Source organism: Streptomyces sp. NBC_00028 (genome assembly GCF_045041065.1).
GTDB lineage: Bacteria > Actinomycetota > Actinomycetes > Streptomycetales > Streptomycetaceae > Streptomyces.
The window spans coordinates 242,885-260,787 of record NZ_CP108293.1 but is presented as its reverse complement, the minus strand read 5'-3'; the positions used below and the strand labels follow the sequence as shown (position 1 = coordinate 260,787).

General features: G+C 69.2%; 13 protein-coding genes and 2 pseudogenes. 10 read left to right on the top strand and 5 right to left on the bottom strand.

Annotated features, from left to right (window positions below):
- The first annotated feature begins 617 nt into the window (after nucleotides 1-617).
- The 3 genes from OG885_RS01235 to OG885_RS01225 all read left to right on the top strand — a co-directional run bounded on the left by OG885_RS01235 (nucleotide 618) and on the right by OG885_RS01225 (nucleotide 6,203).
- The gene (locus tag OG885_RS01235; protein WP_405724582.1) at nucleotides 618-3,536 is read left to right on the top strand and encodes a glycoside hydrolase family 48 protein; all 2,919 of its coding nucleotides are present in this window, start codon (nucleotides 618-620) and stop codon (nucleotides 3,534-3,536) included.
- Nucleotides 3,537-3,784: 248 nt separating this feature from the next.
- Nucleotides 3,785-4,918 (top strand): GH12 family glycosyl hydrolase domain-containing protein, encoded by a 1,134-nt coding sequence (locus tag OG885_RS01230; protein ID WP_405724580.1) that lies wholly within the window; start codon nucleotides 3,785-3,787, stop codon nucleotides 4,916-4,918.
- 262 nt (nucleotides 4,919-5,180) lie between these two features.
- A complete protein-coding gene (locus OG885_RS01225) occupies nucleotides 5,181-6,203 on the top strand; it encodes a LacI family DNA-binding transcriptional regulator (protein ID WP_405724578.1) in 1,023 nt (340 codons plus the stop codon).
- A 308-nt stretch (nucleotides 6,204-6,511) separates the two neighbouring features.
- Here OG885_RS01225 and OG885_RS01220 read toward each other — a convergent pair whose 3' ends face one another.
- Nucleotides 6,512-6,838 carry a hypothetical protein gene (locus OG885_RS01220; protein ID WP_405724576.1) on the bottom strand — a complete coding sequence of 109 codons (327 nt, stop codon included), beginning with the start codon at nucleotides 6,836-6,838 and terminating at the stop codon, nucleotides 6,512-6,514.
- 568 nt (nucleotides 6,839-7,406) lie between these two features.
- Between OG885_RS01220 and OG885_RS01215 the strand changes: the two genes are divergently transcribed.
- From OG885_RS01215 to OG885_RS01205, 3 genes are read left to right on the top strand one after another with little or no spacing between them, the layout of a single operon-like run.
- Complete coding sequence (locus OG885_RS01215; protein ID WP_405724574.1) at nucleotides 7,407-8,612, top strand: cytochrome P450; 1,206 nt, start codon at nucleotides 7,407-7,409, stop codon at nucleotides 8,610-8,612.
- 10 nt (nucleotides 8,613-8,622) lie between these two features.
- Entirely contained in the window at nucleotides 8,623-8,820 is a 198-nt protein-coding gene (locus OG885_RS01210; protein WP_405724572.1) for a ferredoxin, read from the top strand.
- On the top strand, nucleotides 8,817-9,995 hold the full coding sequence (locus tag OG885_RS01205) for an NAD(P)/FAD-dependent oxidoreductase (protein ID WP_405724570.1): 1,179 nt from the start codon (nucleotides 8,817-8,819) through the stop codon (nucleotides 9,993-9,995). The genes OG885_RS01210 and OG885_RS01205 overlap by 4 nt, the downstream gene beginning before the upstream one ends.
- 316 nt (nucleotides 9,996-10,311) lie before the next feature.
- Here the strand turns inward: OG885_RS01205 and OG885_RS01200 are convergent, their stop codons facing one another.
- Both OG885_RS01200 and OG885_RS01195 read right to left on the bottom strand, forming a co-directional pair.
- Nucleotides 10,312-10,950, bottom strand: a complete 639-nt coding sequence (locus OG885_RS01200; RefSeq protein WP_405724568.1) for a LysE family translocator — start codon at nucleotides 10,948-10,950, stop codon at nucleotides 10,312-10,314.
- Between the two features lie 128 nt (nucleotides 10,951-11,078).
- Nucleotides 11,079-13,349 carry an MMPL family transporter gene (locus OG885_RS01195; RefSeq protein WP_405724566.1) on the bottom strand — a complete coding sequence of 757 codons (2,271 nt, stop codon included), beginning with the start codon at nucleotides 13,347-13,349 and terminating at the stop codon, nucleotides 11,079-11,081.
- 175 nt (nucleotides 13,350-13,524) lie between these two features.
- Between OG885_RS01195 and OG885_RS01190 the strand changes: the two genes are divergently transcribed.
- The 3 genes and pseudogenes from OG885_RS01190 to OG885_RS01180 form a co-directional block, all read left to right on the top strand.
- A complete protein-coding gene (locus tag OG885_RS01190; protein WP_405724564.1) occupies nucleotides 13,525-14,697 on the top strand; it encodes a sensor histidine kinase in 1,173 nt (390 codons plus the stop codon).
- Entirely contained in the window at nucleotides 14,672-15,334 is a 663-nt protein-coding gene (locus OG885_RS01185) for a response regulator (RefSeq protein WP_405724562.1), read from the top strand. The genes OG885_RS01190 and OG885_RS01185 overlap by 26 nt, the downstream gene beginning before the upstream one ends.
- A 304-nt stretch (nucleotides 15,335-15,638) precedes the next feature.
- A pseudogene (locus tag OG885_RS01180) lies at nucleotides 15,639-15,911 on the top strand (ATP-dependent helicase); the annotation flags it as partial.
- A 229-nt stretch (nucleotides 15,912-16,140) separates the two neighbouring features.
- Here OG885_RS01180 and OG885_RS01175 read toward each other — a convergent pair.
- Entirely contained in the window at nucleotides 16,141-16,497 is a 357-nt protein-coding gene (locus tag OG885_RS01175) for a hypothetical protein (RefSeq protein WP_405724560.1), read from the bottom strand.
- 460 nt (nucleotides 16,498-16,957) lie between these two features.
- Between OG885_RS01175 and OG885_RS01170 the strand changes: the two are divergent.
- Nucleotides 16,958-17,153 (top strand): annotated as a pseudogene (locus OG885_RS01170) (stress protein); the annotation flags it as partial.
- A 64-nt stretch (nucleotides 17,154-17,217) separates the two neighbouring features.
- On the opposite strand, the gene OG885_RS01165 reads toward OG885_RS01170, so the two are convergent.
- Entirely contained in the window at nucleotides 17,218-17,865 is a 648-nt protein-coding gene (locus OG885_RS01165) for a hypothetical protein (protein WP_405724558.1), read from the bottom strand.
- Nucleotides 17,866-17,903: the final 38 nt, after the last annotated feature.

The following is a 17,903-nucleotide window of genomic DNA, read 5'->3' as shown; positions in this document are numbered from 1 at the left end:
AGAGGAGTTCCTTCTCCTTCGGGGTGCGAACGGCTCCAACGCGGGCAGGCGATCGCCTGCCCGGAGCGGTGAGGGTGCAACTGCCGCCATCAGGGCAGGGGCAGGCGTTCGGGCGAGATGCCCACGGGATGTACCGGTCCCGTCGGATCACTGCACGGCGGCCATGTGCCAGGTGGCGGACAGGCGTTGGGGTGATGACGTGCTGGGCGGCCTGCGGTCAGGCGCTGGGCAGCGCTGAAGCGGTAGCCGTGTGCAGGTCCGGCGACGAACGCCGTGTGCCGCAGGCGTCGACGAGGCCGAAATGAACGCAGCCCGCAGGGGCGGCGATGAGAGGTGCTGTGTGCGGAGGGTGTCGCATGAGCGAGTCCTTTCAGCCGGGCGCATCGTGATGGCTGCGCCTAGTGATGGAACCGCTCCCACTGGTGCGACGGACGCTAGCGCCAACGGCCGCAGTTTCACAGGGTGGTTGCTTAGTTTTTTGTACAGCGAATCGGTTCGAACGATTCAACTCCTCAACGTATTGACGTGAACGGTGTCCGTCCTCAATATGGGAGCGCTCCCACTGGTTCAGGCCTTGACCCCCCACCGAGCCGTGTACGGCGAGGAGGAACCAGCACATGGATCCCGGACGTAATCGCAGAGCCGCGCGGCGGTTGTGGACTGCCGTCGCAGCCGCGTTCGCCCTTCCCCTGTCGATGCTCGCCACCGGCCCAACGCCTGCTCAGGCGGCGGGTGTTCAGTGCAGCGTCGACTACAAGACCAACGACTGGGGCTCCGGCTTCACCGTCGATCTCACCCTCACCAACCGCGGCACCGACGCCATCAACGGCTGGACCGTGACGTACGGCTACACGGGCAACCAGAAGCTCGTGAACGGCTGGAACGGCACCTGGTCGCAGTCCGGCCAGACGGTCACCGTGCAGAACGCCGCGTACAACGGCACCATCGCCGCAGGTGCCGCCGTGTCCGCGGGCGCTCAGTTCGGCTACAGCGGAACCAACGCGGCGCCCACCTCCTTCGCGGTGAACGGCACGCCCTGCAACGGTGCGCACCAGCCCCCGATGACCGTGCTGACCAGCCCCAAGCCGGGCGCCGTCTACACCAAGGGAGACCCGGTCCCGCTCGCCGCGACGGCGGCGGCCGCCGACAACGCCACGATCAGCAAGGTGGAGTTCTACGACGACACCACCCTGCTCGGCACCGACACGAGTGCCCCGTACTCGCTGTCCGCTTCAGATTTGACCGTGGGCAGTCATTCCCTGGTGGCGAAGGCGTACGACAGCCTGGGCGCCTCCGGAGAGTCCACGCCGGTCGGCGTCACTGTCGCGGCGGGACCGGCCCTTGTCCTGTCGCCCGGCCAACTCGCCGTGCAGCAGGGCAAGACGGGAACCTTCTCCGTGAAGCTCTCCACGCAGCCGGCCTCGAACGTGACCGTGAGCGTGGAGCGTACAAGCGGCAACACCGGCCTGTCGGTGACCAGCGGCTCGTCGTTGACCTTCACGCCGTCCAACTGGAACACCGCCCAGCAGGTGACCGTGACCGCGGACCCCTCGGGGACCGGCGCGGCCACGTTCACGGCAACGGCCACCGGCTACGCCAAGGCGACCGTCACCGTCACGGAGCTGGCCGCGTCCAAGACGTACGACGCGCGCTTCCTGGACCTCTACGGCAAGATCACCAATCCTGCGAACGGCTACTTCTCCCCGCAGGGCATTCCGTACCACTCGGTGGAGACGCTGATCGTCGAGGCGCCGGACCAGGGCCACGAGACGACGTCGGAGGCCTACGGTTATCTGCTGTGGCTGCAGGCGATGTACGGCAGGGTCACGGGGGACTGGTCCAAGTTCAACGGTGCCTGGGCCCTGATGGAGAAGTACATGATCCCCACCCATGCCGACCAGCCCACCAGCGGCTTCTACAACGCCTCCAAGCCGGCCACGTACGCGCCGGAGGCGGACACGCCGAACGAGTACCCGGTGAAGCTCGATGCGTCGGTCTCCGTGGGAACGGACCCGATCGCCGGCGAGCTGAAGTCGGCGTACGGCACGGACGACGTCTACGGCATGCACTGGATCGAGGACGTGGACAACGTCTACGGCTTCGGCAACACGCCGGGCGGCGGCTGCGAGGCCGGTCCCACGGCGAGCGGGGCGTCGTACCTGAACACCTTCCAGCGCGGTCCTCAGGAATCGGTCTGGGAGACGGTGCCGCAGCCGACCTGCGACGCCTTCACGTACGGCGGCAAGAACGGCTATCTGGACCTGTTCACCGGTGACAGCTCCTACGCCAAGCAGTGGAAGTACACGGACGCCCCGGACGCCGACGCCCGCGCCGTGCAGGCCGCGTACTGGGCCGACGTCTGGGCGAAGGAACAGGGCAAGGGCGGCGACGTGTCGGGCACCGTCGCCAAGGCGGCCAAGATGGGCGACTACCTGCGGTACGCCATGTTCGACAAGTACTTCAAGAAGATCGGCAACTGCGCAGGCCCGACCACCTGCCCGGCCGGCACCGGCAAGGACGCCTCGCACTACCTGCTGTCCTGGTACTACGCCTGGGGCGGCGCCGCCGACACCAGCGCCGGCTGGGCCTGGCGCATCGGCTCCAGCCACGCCCACAGCGGCTACCAGAACCCTCTCGCGGCCTATGCGCTCAGCTCCTACGCCGACCTGAAGCCCAAGTCGGCGACGGGCGCGGACGACTGGAGCAAGTCACTGCAACGCCAGATCGAGTTCTACCGGTGGTTGCAGTCGGACGAGGGGGCCATCGCGGGCGGGGCGACCAACAGCTGGCAGGGCCGTTACGCGACCCCGCCGTCGGGCACGCCGACCTTCTACGGGATGTACTACGACGAGAAGCCCGTCTACCACGACCCGCCCTCCAACCAGTGGTTCGGCTTCCAGGCATGGTCGATGGAGCGGGTGGCCGAGCTCTACCAGCAGACGGGTAACGCCCAGGCCAAGCAGGTCCTCGACAAGTGGGTCAAGTGGGCGCTGTCCAAGACCACGATCAACCCGGACGGCACCTACCAGATCCCCTCCACGCTCCAGTGGTCGGGCAAGCCCGACACATGGAAGGCGTCAAGTCCCGGCTCCAACAGCGGACTTCACGTCACCGTCGCCGACTACACCAACGACGTCGGCGTGGCCGCCGCGTACGCCAAGACGCTCGCCTACTACGGGGCCAAATCCGGTGACGCGACGGCCAAGTCGACGGCGAAGGCCCTGCTGGACGGCATGTGGAACAACTACCGGGACAGCCTCGGCATCGCCGTCCCCGAGACCCGCACCGACTACAGCAGGTTCAATGACAGCGTCTATGTGCCGAGCGGCTGGACCGGCACCATGCCGAACGGCGACGCGATCAACTCCTCGTCGACCTTCCTTTCCCTCCGGTCCTTCTACAAGAACGATCCGGCCTGGTCGAAGATCGAGGCCTACCTGAAGGGCGGAGCCGCCCCCGTCTTCACCTACCACCGGTTCTGGGCCCAGGCCGACATCGCACTGGCCATGGGCTCGTACGCGGAGCTCCTCGAATAGCCCCCGCCACAGCTCCGCGTACCTGACCCCGCCGCATGCGGCGGGGTCACCCGGCCGGACGGCCCCGCCCCCCCCGGGGCTGTCCGGCACCTCGAAATCAGTGACAGCGCACCCCAATCGAACGAGGACGACCCCTCACATTCTTGTCAGGGGCATGCACGCAATCGGAAAAGTCCGATTTTTGGGAGCGCTCCCAAATCTCTGGCCAACGATCTGCCACTTCTTGAATGCACCCGCGGAGGAACTGCATGCAACCCGTACAGCACAAGCCAGGAACACGAGCCCTGTGGGGCGCCGTGCTGACCGCTCTCGTCGCACTCGCGGCGCTGCTCGGCTCAGCCCCCGCATCGCAAGCCGACACGACGATCTGCGAGACGTTCGGCAGCACCACCATCCAGGGCCGCTACGTCGTGCAGAACAACCGCTGGGGGACCAGCGCCACCCAGTGCATCTCCGTCACGGACTCGGGCTTCAGGATCACCCAGGCCGACGGCTCGGTCCCGACGAACGGCGCCCCGAAGTCGTACCCCTCCGTGTACAACGGCTGCCACTACACCAACTGCTCGCCCGGCACGAACCTCCCGGCCCGGGTCAGCTCCATCGCGAGCGCGCCCTCGGGCATCTCCTACAGCTATGTGAGCGGCGCGGTCTACGACGCCGCGTACGACATCTGGCTGGACCCGACACCCCGCACCGACGGTGTGAACCGCACCGAGATCATGATCTGGTTCAACCGTGTGGGCTCCGTGCAGCCGGTGGGCTCACCCGTCGGTTCCGCCACCGTGGGCGGGCGCCAGTGGCAGGTGTGGTCCGGCAACAACGGCGGCAACGACGTCCTGTCCTTCGTCGCACCGTCGGCGATCGACAGCTGGAGCTTCGACGTGATGGACTTCGTCCGCCAGGCCGTCTCCCGCGGACTCGCCCAGGACAACTGGTACCTGACGAGCATTCAGGCAGGATTCGAGCCCTGGCAGAACGGCGCGGGGCTGGCAGTGAACTCGTTCTCCTCCACGGTCAACCTCGGGAACAGCACCCCAGGTGACCCCGGCACCCCCAGCGGTCCCGCCGCGTGCAAGGTCACCTATGGCACGAGTGTCTGGCAGGACGGCTTCACCGCCGACGTCGCCGTGACCAACACGGGTTCCTCCCCGATCGACGGCTGGAAGCTAGCGTTCACGCTGCCCTCCGGGCAGCGGATCACCAACGCCTGGAATGCGACCGTCTCGTCATCGACGGGGTCCGTGACGGCCACCAACGTCTCCCACAACGCGTCCATCACACCAGGCGGACAGGTCTCCTTCGGGTTCCAGGGCACCTACAGCGGCAGCTTCGCCAAGCCGTCCTCGTTCAGCCTCAACGGCACGTCCTGCACCACCGCGTGAGGACACCGGGACCGACGGTCGTGTCCCGGCCGTCCTGAGGACCTGCCCGCCCTCCGAGCGCGCGCACCCCGGCACCGCGGATCCACCCGGCTGACACGTCAACGGCTGGGCGGATTCGCGGTGCCTTCCGGCAGGCTCCGCCGCAACGGACACCGCGACCGAGATCCCTTTCCGGCCGTGCCCGGTCGATCATGTGCGGAAGGCATGTGCCCAAGTGCTCCGCCCCGTAAGATCGGTGATCTCGCGGGTGGGGGAGGTGGTCATGACCGGGCGACGACCTGGAGCGCCGACTCTGGAAGAGGTGGCTGCCCACGCCGGGGTGGGACGGGGCACGGTTTCCCGGGTGATCAACAACGCGGCCGGGGTGAAGGAGTCGACGCGCCGGGCCGTGCAGCGAGCCATCGAAGAACTCGGGTACGTGCCCAATCTCGCGGCCCGTTCCCTGGCCGCCCGGCGTGCGGACGCCGTCGCCCTCGTACTGACCGAGCCGGACTGGAGACAGTTCGCGGAGCCGTTCTTCTCGGAGATCGTCCGCTCACTCGGCGATGCGCTGGCGGACACCGGGATGCAGCTGATGCTGACCCTGGTCCGCTCGAAGACCGAACGGCAGCGCTTCCTGGAGTACGCGCGAGGAGGTCGCGTCGACGGCGTGCTGCTGATGTCGGTGCACGCGGACGACAGGCTGCCGGACATGCTCGCCGAGGCGCGGGTGCCGACGGTGCTGATGGGACGTCGCTCGGGTGACGAGTACGTCAGCTACGTCGACGCGGACAACGTGGGTGGCGCCCGCAACGCCGTATCCCACCTTGTGAAACAGGGCCGCAGGGCGATCGCCACCATCACCGGACCACTGGACATGTACGCCGCGCAGTGCCGACTGCGCGGCTATCAGGACGCGCTGGCGCTGGCCGGCCAGAACACGTCACGGTCCTGGGTCGCGGAGGGCGATTTCTCGGAGGAGAGCGGTCGCCTCGCCATGACGCAACTCCTCGAACGCCACCCCGAGATCGACGCCGTACTCGCCGCCTCGGACACCACGGCCGCCGGGGCGCTGCACGCACTGCGCGCGGCCGGACGCCGGATCCCCGAGGATGTCGCCGTCATCGGTTTCGACGACTTTCCCCTGGCCCAGCGCACCGAGCCGCCCCTGACCACCGTGCGCCAGCCACTGGAGCAGATGGGGCGGGCCATGATCAAGCTGCTGCTGGAGGAGATGGAGGAGCAGTCGGTGGCCTGGCGCCACGTCATCCTCCGCACAGAGCTGGTCGTCCGAGAGTCATCTTGACGGCCCTCCGCCTGACGGCGTCATCAGAATTCTTTCGCCTTGATGGTCAGTCCGCCTTGGGATCGATCGAGGGTGTGATCGTCCGGTTCGTCCGGCCTGTTGATCCCCCTTTTCGGCCGGTGGCGGCGGTGTGCTGGAGATCCGGGTCCGGATCTTGTGAACATCCTGTTGATGACCTGCCGGTCCGGCACCTGCGGCTGGCCTGCGGTGGTCAAGGGGGGTGAGTAATCCCCACTCCTGATAGGCAAGTTCATGACGACGTTTCACCCCACCGTGATCCACCACCCGATGCTCTTTGAGGTCGGACCCTAGTCGTCGGCGTAGGTCCATTCCTCAATGACCCAGGCGTCGGATGCAGTTGATCGCCACGCGACCTGTCCAGGTGGCATGGTGGCCAGTTGGGCAAGCGAGGGGTCCAAGTCCACGACGTGCTGCAGGTGGAGGACCGACGAGGCGCCATCACCGTTGGGATCGTGGACGCCGTCGCTCACGAGCCAGTCGTCCTCGTCATCGTGGATCACGGTCAGGGCTGGGAACTCCCCGGCTGAGACAGTCCTTTGGATGATCGCGAGCAAGTCACGAGGGAAGACCTCCCCTTCAAACGGCCAGCTCAGCTGAGGTTGCATGGATCCCATGCGGATCATTCTGCGTACGGCAGCGAAGTACGGCAATCACGCACGCAGCCCGAGCGGAAGGCGACGGGGAGCCTTCACCAGCCGGTCAGTCACCCTCCGGCGGGTTGTGTGGAGGGCGCCGGGCGAGCTCGCGGGCGTCGTCCGGTACGGACGCCCAGCATGTGCACGACCATCTCGGCGAGCCCTGCCGGAGGGGCCGCAGCGCATCCTTGGCGCGGTTACCCGGTGTTCGCCGCGCGGGTGCATCAGCGGGCCAAGCGTGAGTGGCCGCCCAGGGCAAGAGGAGCATCACAGGGCTGATGACTTCTCGCGCGCCTCCCACGTGACTCTTGACGGAGCATTCTGTCAGCCTTGATGATTTCCTCAATAGGGCGTCGTTGCGTACGGGCGCCTTGCGTCGGTTCCGGGTCACTGCGGCTGACGGCGGGTGGCGGATGCCGTCGTCACACACCCGGGCGGGCAACGGGACGGGGCGCGGAACTCCCATCCCTGCGCCTGGCCGCTCACAGGCCTGCCCGCCGCACAGGCTCGCCACCGCGCTCCAACGGCTCCTCGAGGAGGACTGTTCATGCCCATCCGTACAGAGATTCCCGTCTACCACCCGGACTTGTACTCGGCATCGGCCATCCGCGACACCTATCCGCACTACGCCGCGTTGCGCCACCTGGGCCCCGTGGTCTGGCTGAGCAAGCACAAGGTCTACGCCCTGCCGCGATACGCCGAATGCAAGCAAGTACTGCTGAACGACGAGACCTTCGTCTCCTCGGGCGGGGTCGCCCTGAACCCCGTCACCAACCGCATGGGCCAGGGCACCACCCTGTTCAGCGACGGCGACGACCATGCCCGCCGCCGCTCCCTGCTCGCGCACCGCCTCACCCCCAGGGCGCTGCGCACCATGAAGGACACGGTCGACCAGCAGGCGGTCGCCGTGGTCGCGGCCGCTGTCGCTCAGCGCACCGTCGATGCGGTGGAGGTCGCCATGGCCCTGCCGATGTCCGTCGTCCCCGACCTGGTCGGCTGGCCCCGACAGGGCCGCGAGCACCTGCTGCGCTGGGCCGGCGCCACCTTCGACGCCCTGGGCCCGCTCAACTGCCAGGCAGTGCGCACACTTCCCGCGTCCGTCGGCATGCTGCGCTACGCGCGCGGTGTCGTCCGGGACCGGTCTGTACTGGACAGCAGCCTGGGCCACGACCTGCTGCGCGCCGCCGACGAGGGCCGGATCATGCCGGCCGAGTGCGCCACCATGATGATCGACTACCTGGCACCCTCCCTCGACACCACCATCAGCGCCATCTCCAGCGCGCTGCACCTGTTCGCCACCCACCCCGAACAGTGGCGCCTGCTGAAGGCGGATCCCGACCTCGTGGCGAACGCGGTCAACGAGGTCGTCCGGTACGAGTCCCCGATCCGGGGCTTCTCCCGGACCGCGGCCCATGACACGGAACTCGCGGGCATCCCCCTGCCCAAGGGCTCCCGGGTGCTGGTCCTGTACGGCTCCGCCAACCGCGACCCGCTGGAGTGGGACGACCCGGACACCTTCGACATCCGCCGCGACGCCGCCCGCCAGCTCGGCTTCGGGCAGGGCACCCACGGCTGCGCCGGCCAGGGCCTGGCCCGCATGGAGACCTCCGCGATGCTCCGCGCCCTGGTCGAGAAGGTCGACCGCATCGAACCGGCCGGCCCACCCGAGTGGGCGCTGAACAACGTCATCCACCGCCTCGAGCGCCTGCCGCTCGAATTCATCCCGGCCCAGACCCCACCGCACGCCCTGTGAGGACCGCACCATGAAGATCTCCGTCGACTACACCCGCTGCGAGGGCCACGGCCTGTGTGCCGACCAGGCTTCCGTCGTTTTCAGCCTGGACGACGACGCCGAACTCACCTACCACTTCGAGGGCGCCGAGGTCCCCGAGGAGCATCAGCCCGCCTCCCACGCGGCGGTCAACGCGTGCCCGGTCGCCGCCCTGCGAGTCCTGTCGTGACCGCACCGCACTCGGTGCTCATCGTCGGCGAATCACTCGCCGGCACCGCCGCCGCCCGCCACCTGCGCACCCTGGGCCACACCGGACCGGTCACGATCATCGGCGCAGAAGAAGAAGGCGCCTACTCCCGCCCACCCCTGTCGAAGGCAGTTCTGAAGGACCCCACCGCCGACCACACCCTGGGGCTGTCCCTCGACGGGCTCGACATCGGCGTCATCCGCTCGGCCGCCGTCGCGGCCGACCCTCGGCGCCGCACCGTCACGACCGCCGACGGCCGCCGGATCGGCTACGACGCACTGATCCTCGCCACCGGCGCGGACGCCCGCCGACTCGCCGCCCCTGGCCAGCGGGGCGAACTCGTCCTGCGCACCCTCGACGACGCCCGCCTGCTCCGCACCCGCCTGGCCGACGCCGCTACGGCGATCGTTGTCGGCGCCGGCTTCCTGGGCATGGAGGTGGCCAGCGCCTGCGCCGCCCGCGGCATCCCGGTCACCGTCGTGGACACCGACCGGCCGCTGCGACGCATCCTCGGCGGCTATCTGTCCGCCGCCATCACCGCACGGGCTGCGGCGCACGGCATCCGCTTCGTGCAGGCCACAGGCGTCGCCGCCCTCACCGGAGACCCTGTGCACGGCGTGCTGTTCCCCGACGGCACCGAGCTCACCGGGGACCTCGTGGTGACCTGCGCCGGAGAGGTGCCCTGCGTCGGCTGGCTGGACGGGACGGGCCTCGCCGACCGCCTCGGCGTCGGCATCGACGACGCCTGTGCCACCACCGTTCCCGGCGTGTTCGCCGCCGGCGACGTCACCTACCTTCGCGGCAACGCCACCCGGCCCCACCGACGCGCGCCGTTCTGGTCCAACGCCGTCGCCCAGGGCAGGACCGCGGCCGCCTCCGCCCTCGGTCTCCCTCCTTCCGGACCCTCGCAGGACGACTACTTCTGGACCGAGATCGCCGGTCTGTCCGTCAAGATCGTCGGCCGACTGCCGCTCCTGGGCGAACCGACCACGGTTGCGGGCAGTGTGGCCGAGGGACGTGCACTGCTGACCTGGACCCACACCGACGGAACAGCGACGGCAGTCGCGTACGGACGACGCCAACCCATAACCGCGCTGAGACGCTTGGCTGCCACCTCCCCGCTGCCGCTCAACTCGGCACAGCCCGCGCACACCTGACGAGCTGGAAGTGCAGAATCGAGGTCGCCCGGGGCGGAGGGCGCTTCACCGATCTCGATCTGCGCGGGGCGGGCGGCGGCAGTCCCCTCGCGGAGGCTGCTGGGACGGACCTCATGACCGATCTGAGGCGTCATGCGTGCGGTTCGGGGCGGGGGCTCTGCCGGCGCAGGTCTGTCGTGGCCTGTTCGGGCAGGGGTGCGGCCTGGCTCTGCGGACGGACAAACTCGCCATCGCCTACCAGGCCGCACTCCACATCGCGTCCATCTTGATCTGGGTCCGGTGCTGAGCAGGTCGCTGGTCCCTGACCTTCGCATCGTCAGTTGCTGAGTGCCAGCCTGATGCCGAAAACACCGATGACGGTACCGGTGATCCGGTCGAGCAGGCGGCGGGCCTGGGGCTTGCGGAGCCGCCCCTGCAAGACGCGAGCAAAGCCGATGAGTACGGCAGACCAGAGCAGACCGATGAGAATATGCACCGTGGTGAGCAGGAGGCCCATGGTGAAGTGGCCGGTCCCTGGGGGGATGAACTGGGGCAGGACGGCGACGTAGAAGGCGCCCATCTTCGGGTTCAGGAGGTTGGTGAGCGTCCCCTGCCGCCAGCCACCGCTGACCGAGTCTGCTCCAGCGGCCGGAAGGGAATCGTCCGCGTCTGCCGTGGGCAGTCCCCGGAAGGTGTCCCGGAGCATGCGAGCCCCCATCCAGATCAGGTAAGCGGCGCCGATCCAGCGCAACGCGGTATACGCGAGGTGGGAGGCCGTGAGAAGGGCGGTCACTCCGAGGGAAGTGAACGCACCCCACACCAGGGTGCCCGTCTGGATTCCGAGGACGACGCCCCAGGCTCTCCTGCGCCGGCCGAGTGCCGACGTGCGCAAGATCAGCGCCGTGTCGAGTCCGGGAGTCAGAGTGAGGAGCCCTACAACTAGGGCGAAGGACCACAGGGCGGAGCTTATTGCCATGGAATTCCACCTTACCCCGCCAGATCACCCGCATCGTCAGCGAGCCTGGTGGACCTTGAGTACTCCGAAGAGACAGGCCCTCGGCGTCGCGCTGAGGTGCCGGACGCCGGGGGCGGGCAGGAGGTGAGTCAACGGTCGACCAGCCGTGAACGCGGGGCCTCACCCGTGGATTCCGCGTGGGTGTCGTCGATGCCGACCGGGCCGCGGGGAAGCATCCGGTCCAGCCACTTCGGCAGCCACCAGTTGGTCCGACCGAGGAGTGTCATGGTCGCCGGTACCAGCACCATGCGTACGACCGTGGCGTCGATGAAGATCGCGGTGGCCAGGCCGAGTCCGAACATCTTGGTGGAGGGGTCCTCGGCGACGGCGAAGGACAGGAAGACCGCCACCATGATGAGGGCGGCAGAGGTGATGATCCGGGCGGTGCGCGAGACGCCCTCGACGATCGCCGTGCCGTTGTCGCCGGTGCGCAGGTACTCCTCGCGTACGCGGGAGAGGAGGAACACCTCGTAGTCCATCGACAGGCCGAACAGGATGGCGAAGAGGAACATCGGGATGAACGACACGATCGGAACCGTCGCTTCCAGCCCGATGAGTGCGCCTGCCCAGCCCCACTGGAAGACCGCGACCATGACGCCGTAGGCCGCGCCGATGCTCAGCAGATTCAGCAGTACCGCCTTCAGCGGTACGAGTACCGAGCGGAAGACCAGCATCAGCAGCAGGAACGACATCGCCAGCACGGCGGCGACGAACAACGGCAGGCGCCGGCTGGTGCGTTGGCCCACATCGGACAGGCTCGCGGCGGCGCCGCCGACGTGGGCCCTGGCCGGGCCGTGCCCGATCGCCGTGGGCAGCACGTCGGTGCGCAGCCGGGCGATGGTGTCGGTCGTGGCCTTGTCCTGAGGGCTGGTGGTCGGGAACACCACGAGCGTCGCGATGCCGGTGGCCCGATCGATGTGCGTCGGCGCGACGGATGCGATGCCCGGATCCGCCGCGAGGGCCCCGGCGAGTCGGTCCAGCACTCCCGGATCACCGGCAGGGTCCGCGGCGATGACGAGGGGACCGTTGGTGCCCGGGCCGAACCCCTCGGCGACGAGGTCGTAGGCGCGGCGTTCGGTACGGCTGTGGGGCAGTGAGCCGTCGTCGGGCAGGCCGACGCGCAGGCCGAGCAGAGGCAGCGTCGCGGTCAGCAGCAGCCCCGCCGCGCCGACCGCGTACGGCAGCGGGTGCCGGCTGACGTGACCGATCCAGCGACGCCACCCGGTGGCGGGAGCGGTGCCCGCCACCCTGTCCCCTGGCCGTGCGAGTCGGCGAAGCTTCCCGGTCTGCAGAGCCCGGGCGATCCGTCCGGCCCGGGCCAGGCGTGGGCCGGCGGCGCCGAGGAAGGCTGGCAGCAGCGTCACCGACGCGAGCACCATGATCAGAACGACGATCGAGACGGCGAGCCCGCCCACCGTCATGAACGGCACGTTCGCGACTGCCAGACCGAGGATCGATACGACGACGGTGCCGCCGGCGAAGACCACGGGCCTGCCCGCCGTGGCCACCGCTCGCCCCGCCGCCTCGTGGGGATCGAGCCCGCTCGCGAGGTACTCCCGGTGCCGGGCGAGCACGAACAGCGCGTAGTCGATGCCCACTCCGAGCCCGACCATGCTGCCCAGGACCGGTGCGAAGGTCGGGACGTCCGTGACCCCCGCCAGTACCGTCATCGTGGCAACCCCGACGGTCAGTCCGAACACCGCCATGCCGATCGGCAGCGCGGCGGCGATGAGCGAACCGAACGCCAGGAACAGGATCGCGGCCGCGGCGAGGAGGCCGACCAGCTCGCTCGCGCCGCCGTCGGGGTCGGAGAAGGCGTAGAAGAGGTTCCCGCCCATCTCGACGCGCAGGGGCAACTCGGCACGCAGCCGATCGCCGAGATCGACGAGGGCGTCGAGGTCTTTGCCCGACAGCCGGCTCTGCTCGGGATACTGCACCCGAACGACCGCGATCCGCCCGTCGGCCGAGACAAGGCCGCCGCGCACGGCGGTGTCCCCGCGTACGTCGAGTGCCCCCGCCGGGTCGCTCGTGCCGAGCACGTGCGGCAACAGCTTCACCTCGGTCTGCAGCCGCGCCAGAGCGGTGCGCGCGCTGCCATGGTCGAAGAACGTCGCCCCGTCGTCGAGGGGGGTGACGACCACTTGGGCGGTCATCCCCTCCTGACCGGTGCCGGCCCGCTCGATCAGTTCCGCGGCCCGCCCTGAGTCCAGTCCCGGAGCGGTCATCGAGTCCGCGGTCCGCCCGCCGAAGGCGATCGCGGCGAGAACGGCGAGCGTGGCGGCGATCAGCCATGCCGCGATCACCCGCCAGGGATGGCGGGCGGCACCAGTGCCCAGACGCAACAGGGCTGTCGAGAGCATCGGGGTCCTCCAACCACCTCGTCGGCCGTCCTGTACGGCCACCGATGCCGAGGCTCGCCGCTACGGCGTTCCGCGGCATCGGCCCGCGGGCCGCCGATCCCTCGGCCCCCGGGCGGAGTGACGAACCGTCCTTTCGGCCGATGCGCGGCACGCCGCGGTCCCTAGGCTGAGAACCGTGCTGCCACAAGACCTGCGAACCCTGTGGACCGAACCCCGGCCGCCCGACGCGCCCGCCCGGGTGTGGCGGGACTGGGTACTGCTCGCCGCGGGCCTGGGCGGTGTGGTGCTGGAGGCCACCCTGCGCGAGAACGTCGTCTGGCGGCCGGTGGCGGTGGTGTTCGCCGTATGGCTGTGCCTGCTGCCCCTGTGGCGCCGGACCCGCCCGCTGGCGATGGTGACGATGGCGTTCGGCTCGATGGCCCTGCTTCAGGTGGCCTCACTGGTCGCCGCTGCGCGCGAGCCCGTCGGCCTGTACACCGGCATGGTCGTACTCGTGCTGGTGTACGCGCTGCCCCGGTGGGGATCGGGACGCGAGATCGTGCTGGGCGGCGCGGCGATCCTCACGACCGGCGCGCTGTGTTCCGTCACGGACGAGACACCGGTCGTCGAGAACATCGTGGGCTTCGTCTTCCTGCTGATGCCCGGCGTGTTCGGGGCTGCCGTGCGGTTCTGGTTGACCGCTCGCGAGCGGCAGTTGGACCAGGTGCGCTCCCGCGAGCGAGAGCAGCTCGCCCGGGAACTGCACGACACGGTGGCCCACCACGTGTCGGCCATGGTCATCATCGCCCAGGCGGGCGGGGTACTCGCGGACACCGACCCCTCTGCCGCAGTCAAGGCGCTGGAGGGGGTCGAGGAGGAGGGCGCGCGCACGCTGGAGGAAATGCGTGCCATGGTCGCCGCACTGCGCGACCGCGGGGTCGGCGCCGAGCTGGCGCCCCCTGCCGGAGTCGCGGATCTGGAGCGCCTGGTGCGCACCCCGGGTGGTCGACTCAGGGTCGACCTTGGGCTCGACGGTGAACTGGACGTGCTGCCCCCGGCCGTTGACGCGGCCGTCTACCGGATCGTGCAGGAGTCGGTGACCAACGCGCTGCGTCATGCGGTCGACGCGACCGAGCTCGTCGTCCGGGTCGCCGCGGAACGGCACACGGTACGGGTGAACGTGCACGACAACGGCCGCCGCACCGGCCGGGGTCGCGACGGATACGGACTTACCGGACTGCGCGAGCGCGCGACCTTGCTCGGCGGCACACTACGAGCCGGCCCCGGCGCCGACCGGGGCTGGCATGTCGAAGCCGAACTGCCGAGAGCGAGGAGCGAGAGCGGTGTCCATTCGCGTCCTCGTCGCTGACGACCAGACCATCATCCGCACCGGATTGCGGATCATGCTCAACGCCCAGCCCGACATCGAGGTGGTCGGCGAGGCCGCCGACGGACACGAAGCGGTCCGCCTTGCCCGCGAACTGCGCCCCGACGTCTGCCTGTTCGACATCCGCATGCCCGGGATCGACGGGCTCGAGGCCACCCGGCTGGTCGCCGGCCCGGGCATCGCCGACCCGCTGGTCGTGGTCGTCATCACCACGTTCGACCTCGACGAGTACGTCTACGGCTCACTACGTGCCGGCGCCCGCGGATTCCTCCTCAAGGACACGGGACCCGACCTTCTGGCCCAGGCCGTACGATCGGCGTCCGACGGGGAGGCGCTCATCGCGCCCAGCGTCACCGTCCGTCTGCTCCAGGCCTTCGCGGACCTGCCCGCCGGCCGGCCGGCGGCCCAGCCGGTCGCCCCCGTCACCGCCCGCGAAGAGCAGGTGCTCCTCGCCGTCGCTCGCGGGCTGACCAACACCGAGATCGCCGATGCCCTGCACATCAGCCTCAGCACGGTCAAAACGCATCTGGCCAGCCTGATGGCCAAACTCGGCGCCCGGAACCGGGTCGAGATCGCGATGTGGGCCTACGAAACGCGCCGCATCCTCCCCGCGACCTGAGCCGGATGCCGGACCATGACCCACGCGCCCCCGCCCGGACATCAGCGCACCGGTCGGCTCGCGTCGGCTCCACGTGCCTCACCCGCCCCAGAGCATGACGTCCCAGGAGGCGCCGACTGGGACGGTGAGACACCCGATTCGACAAGGCTCCCGACAGTTACCTCGCCGGTCTCCACCCGCACGCTTCGATGATCTGGATCAAGGACCTCACCAGGACCACCCGATGGTCACGACTCGATATGCGCCCCGGTCCTCTTCACCGCTGCGGCTTTCGCACCACCGTCCCCTCCGGTAGCGGCTTGCCGCCCGCGTCGGCGAATCCGGCAGCGTCGTCACCTTCGGCACACCGAACCAGCGTCGAGGCATGGTCCGCCTCATGGCGGACGCCGGATTCTGGCCGAAGACCACCCAGATCCGCTCGGGCGATGAAGCCCCGAGCCGGATCACCGGCGCCCCCGCCCCGTCCGGCATCCCGGTGGTCATCAGCGCACCGGTGGCCCAATGTCCCCAACGCAGTGCCTCATCCCGAGGCCGACGCCGCCCCTTCTCGAAGCCGAGCACCCGATGCGCTCCCGCCGGCTCGGTGCGCTGCGAAGCGCGACGAGTAAGGCCACATGCGCTGCGTCATCACCCGCCAGGATCGCCGTGGCTTCGGCGCCGCCGATGTCCCCCGGGCCATGACTCAGCTCGGCACCGTGACGGTCCGACCGGGCAAACCGGCACAGGCCGACATCTGACCTGCAGTGTGAGCCCGACCGGTACGCCGGTCGGGCTCCACAGCGTGCAGCGGTTCCCGATGCCGCTGTTCAGTGGTCGGAGTAGCTGAAGTCGCCTACGGTCCAGGCGCTGACGTCCTCGATCGCAACGCGGTACATTCCGCCTGTCTCGGGGATTCCCATGGCGCCCTGCAGGATCCGGGCGACGTGGAAGTGCAGATGTGTGGGCGGTCCGTTCGTCGCGGGGGTGTTGAAGGCAGTGGCGAACTCGCCCACGTGGGCGGAATCCGTCAGTACCTCCGAGACCCTCTGTCGCCACACTGCTTCCGGAGCCAGGCGACCGGTGATGACAGCGCCACCGGTGACCACGGTCAGGGACATCTGATTGCTTTGGCCGGACTCCACCAGGGTGGCGAGGTCAACCAGCAGTTCGTCAGGCTTCGACACGAGGCAGATTATATTCGCCCGCCAACCGGGTCCCGGCAGGTGTCCGTCGTGGTGTGGACGAGGAGGTTGACCCTGGGTCGGCGAAGCCCCCGGTGCCGGTGTTGAGGACAGGTGCGCATGCGCGGCCCCCCGTGCCGCTCGCCGTCGTGGACGGCCACCTCGATGGCGCCGGGGTGCGGAGTCTCCACCACCTGCGGCCTCACGGACGGAGCCAAGCCCCGCCACGTCCGGGAGGGGACGTGTGCCGCCTGCGGCGTGGTCCACGGGCGGGACCACCACGCCGCGATCAACGTGAGGATGGCCGCCGGACTGGCGGCATCGGCCTGCGGAGCGCTGGGAAGACCAGGAGCAATCCCGGCGCAGCGCGATGTAGCAGGAAATTCCTGGCCCAACCCGGTGCCGCGTAGCGGCACAGCAACGATCGAGAAGGGCAGAATCCATGGGCTTCCGCCCGAAGAGCAGGGTCTACGACGCGACCGGCGGCAGCTCTCAGTAGGTGCCGGCATCTGGCCGAGTCTGCCCTCCCAGGACAACGAGTGTGCCGTGGCCAAGGCGGTGCGGGTCGACGCCAGTTGGAAGCTTGAGTGATCAACACGAAGGGCATGATCAAGGAGGGGGACGAGCACGCCTTGATGCGCCTGGCCGTCAGCAAGTAGTACGTCACCGGGCCTGCGTGGCGGATGGGGGTCGGCCCCCGGATCGCGCGGCGGCCGGGGCGCTTCAGGCGAGGTCTTCGACGGCGGGGCGCCGACCCGCCCGGCGTCGAACGAAACCGCGTCGGCCGGCCAGCAGCGCGAGGCCCGTCCAACCGACGACGCCCATGGCCAGCGAGCCGAGTCGGCCATCGGGGTCGACATCGGAGACCGCCTCCATGGGGACGACTCCCTCCGGGTCACGGACGACCGTGAGCCGGTCGCCGACTCCCCAGTCCGGGGCGCTCCCGTCGTAGTCGAGCGTCTCCGTGAGCTTGTCGCCGGAGGGACCGACGAGGGTGAAGCGGTGGTTCGAGCCGCCGTCCCGGGCGGCGCTGTCGGCCGTGATGCGGACCTTCTCGCGCACGCCCCGGTGGTCCAGCGCGGCTTCGGGGGCGTACTGGACCGAGCCGACGAGGACGAACACCGCGGGCAGGACCGAGAGAACGGCCAGCCACCACGCGTGGTGCAGGAAGCGCATGAGGATCACGAAGACGAGGCACCCGACGAAGCCGGTGATGATCGGGATCACATCCATGCCCAGGGCGAGATACGCGATCCCGGTGTTGACCGCGGCGATGATCCAGCCGATCCCCACCACGACGAGCGTGAACAGGAAGTATGTCCCCCGATTCACGGTCCTGGCCTGCGACTTCTTCATGTCCACTGCAGTCATTCGCGGCAGCATAGCCAGCCTTGTCACCCGGCCCGACG

Coding starts and splice junctions, on each gene's coding strand:
- OG885_RS01210 (WP_405724572.1), top strand. CDS start 8,623: ATGAAGATCTCCGTCGACTACACCCGCTGCGAGGGCCACGGCCTGTGT.
- OG885_RS01230 (WP_405724580.1), top strand. CDS start 3,785: ATGCAACCCGTACAGCACAAGCCAGGAACACGAGCCCTGTGGGGCGCC.
- OG885_RS01200 (WP_405724568.1), bottom strand. CDS start 10,950: ATGGCAATAAGCTCCGCCCTGTGGTCCTTCGCCCTAGTTGTAGGGCTC.
- OG885_RS01225 (WP_405724578.1), top strand. CDS start 5,181: ATGACCGGGCGACGACCTGGAGCGCCGACTCTGGAAGAGGTGGCTGCC.
- OG885_RS01195 (WP_405724566.1), bottom strand. CDS start 13,349: ATGCTCTCGACAGCCCTGTTGCGTCTGGGCACTGGTGCCGCCCGCCAT.
- OG885_RS01235 (WP_405724582.1), top strand. CDS start 618: ATGGATCCCGGACGTAATCGCAGAGCCGCGCGGCGGTTGTGGACTGCC.
- OG885_RS01220 (WP_405724576.1), bottom strand. CDS start 6,838: ATGGGATCCATGCAACCTCAGCTGAGCTGGCCGTTTGAAGGGGAGGTC.
- OG885_RS01215 (WP_405724574.1), top strand. CDS start 7,407: ATGCCCATCCGTACAGAGATTCCCGTCTACCACCCGGACTTGTACTCG.
- OG885_RS01165 (WP_405724558.1), bottom strand. CDS start 17,865: ATGACTGCAGTGGACATGAAGAAGTCGCAGGCCAGGACCGTGAATCGG.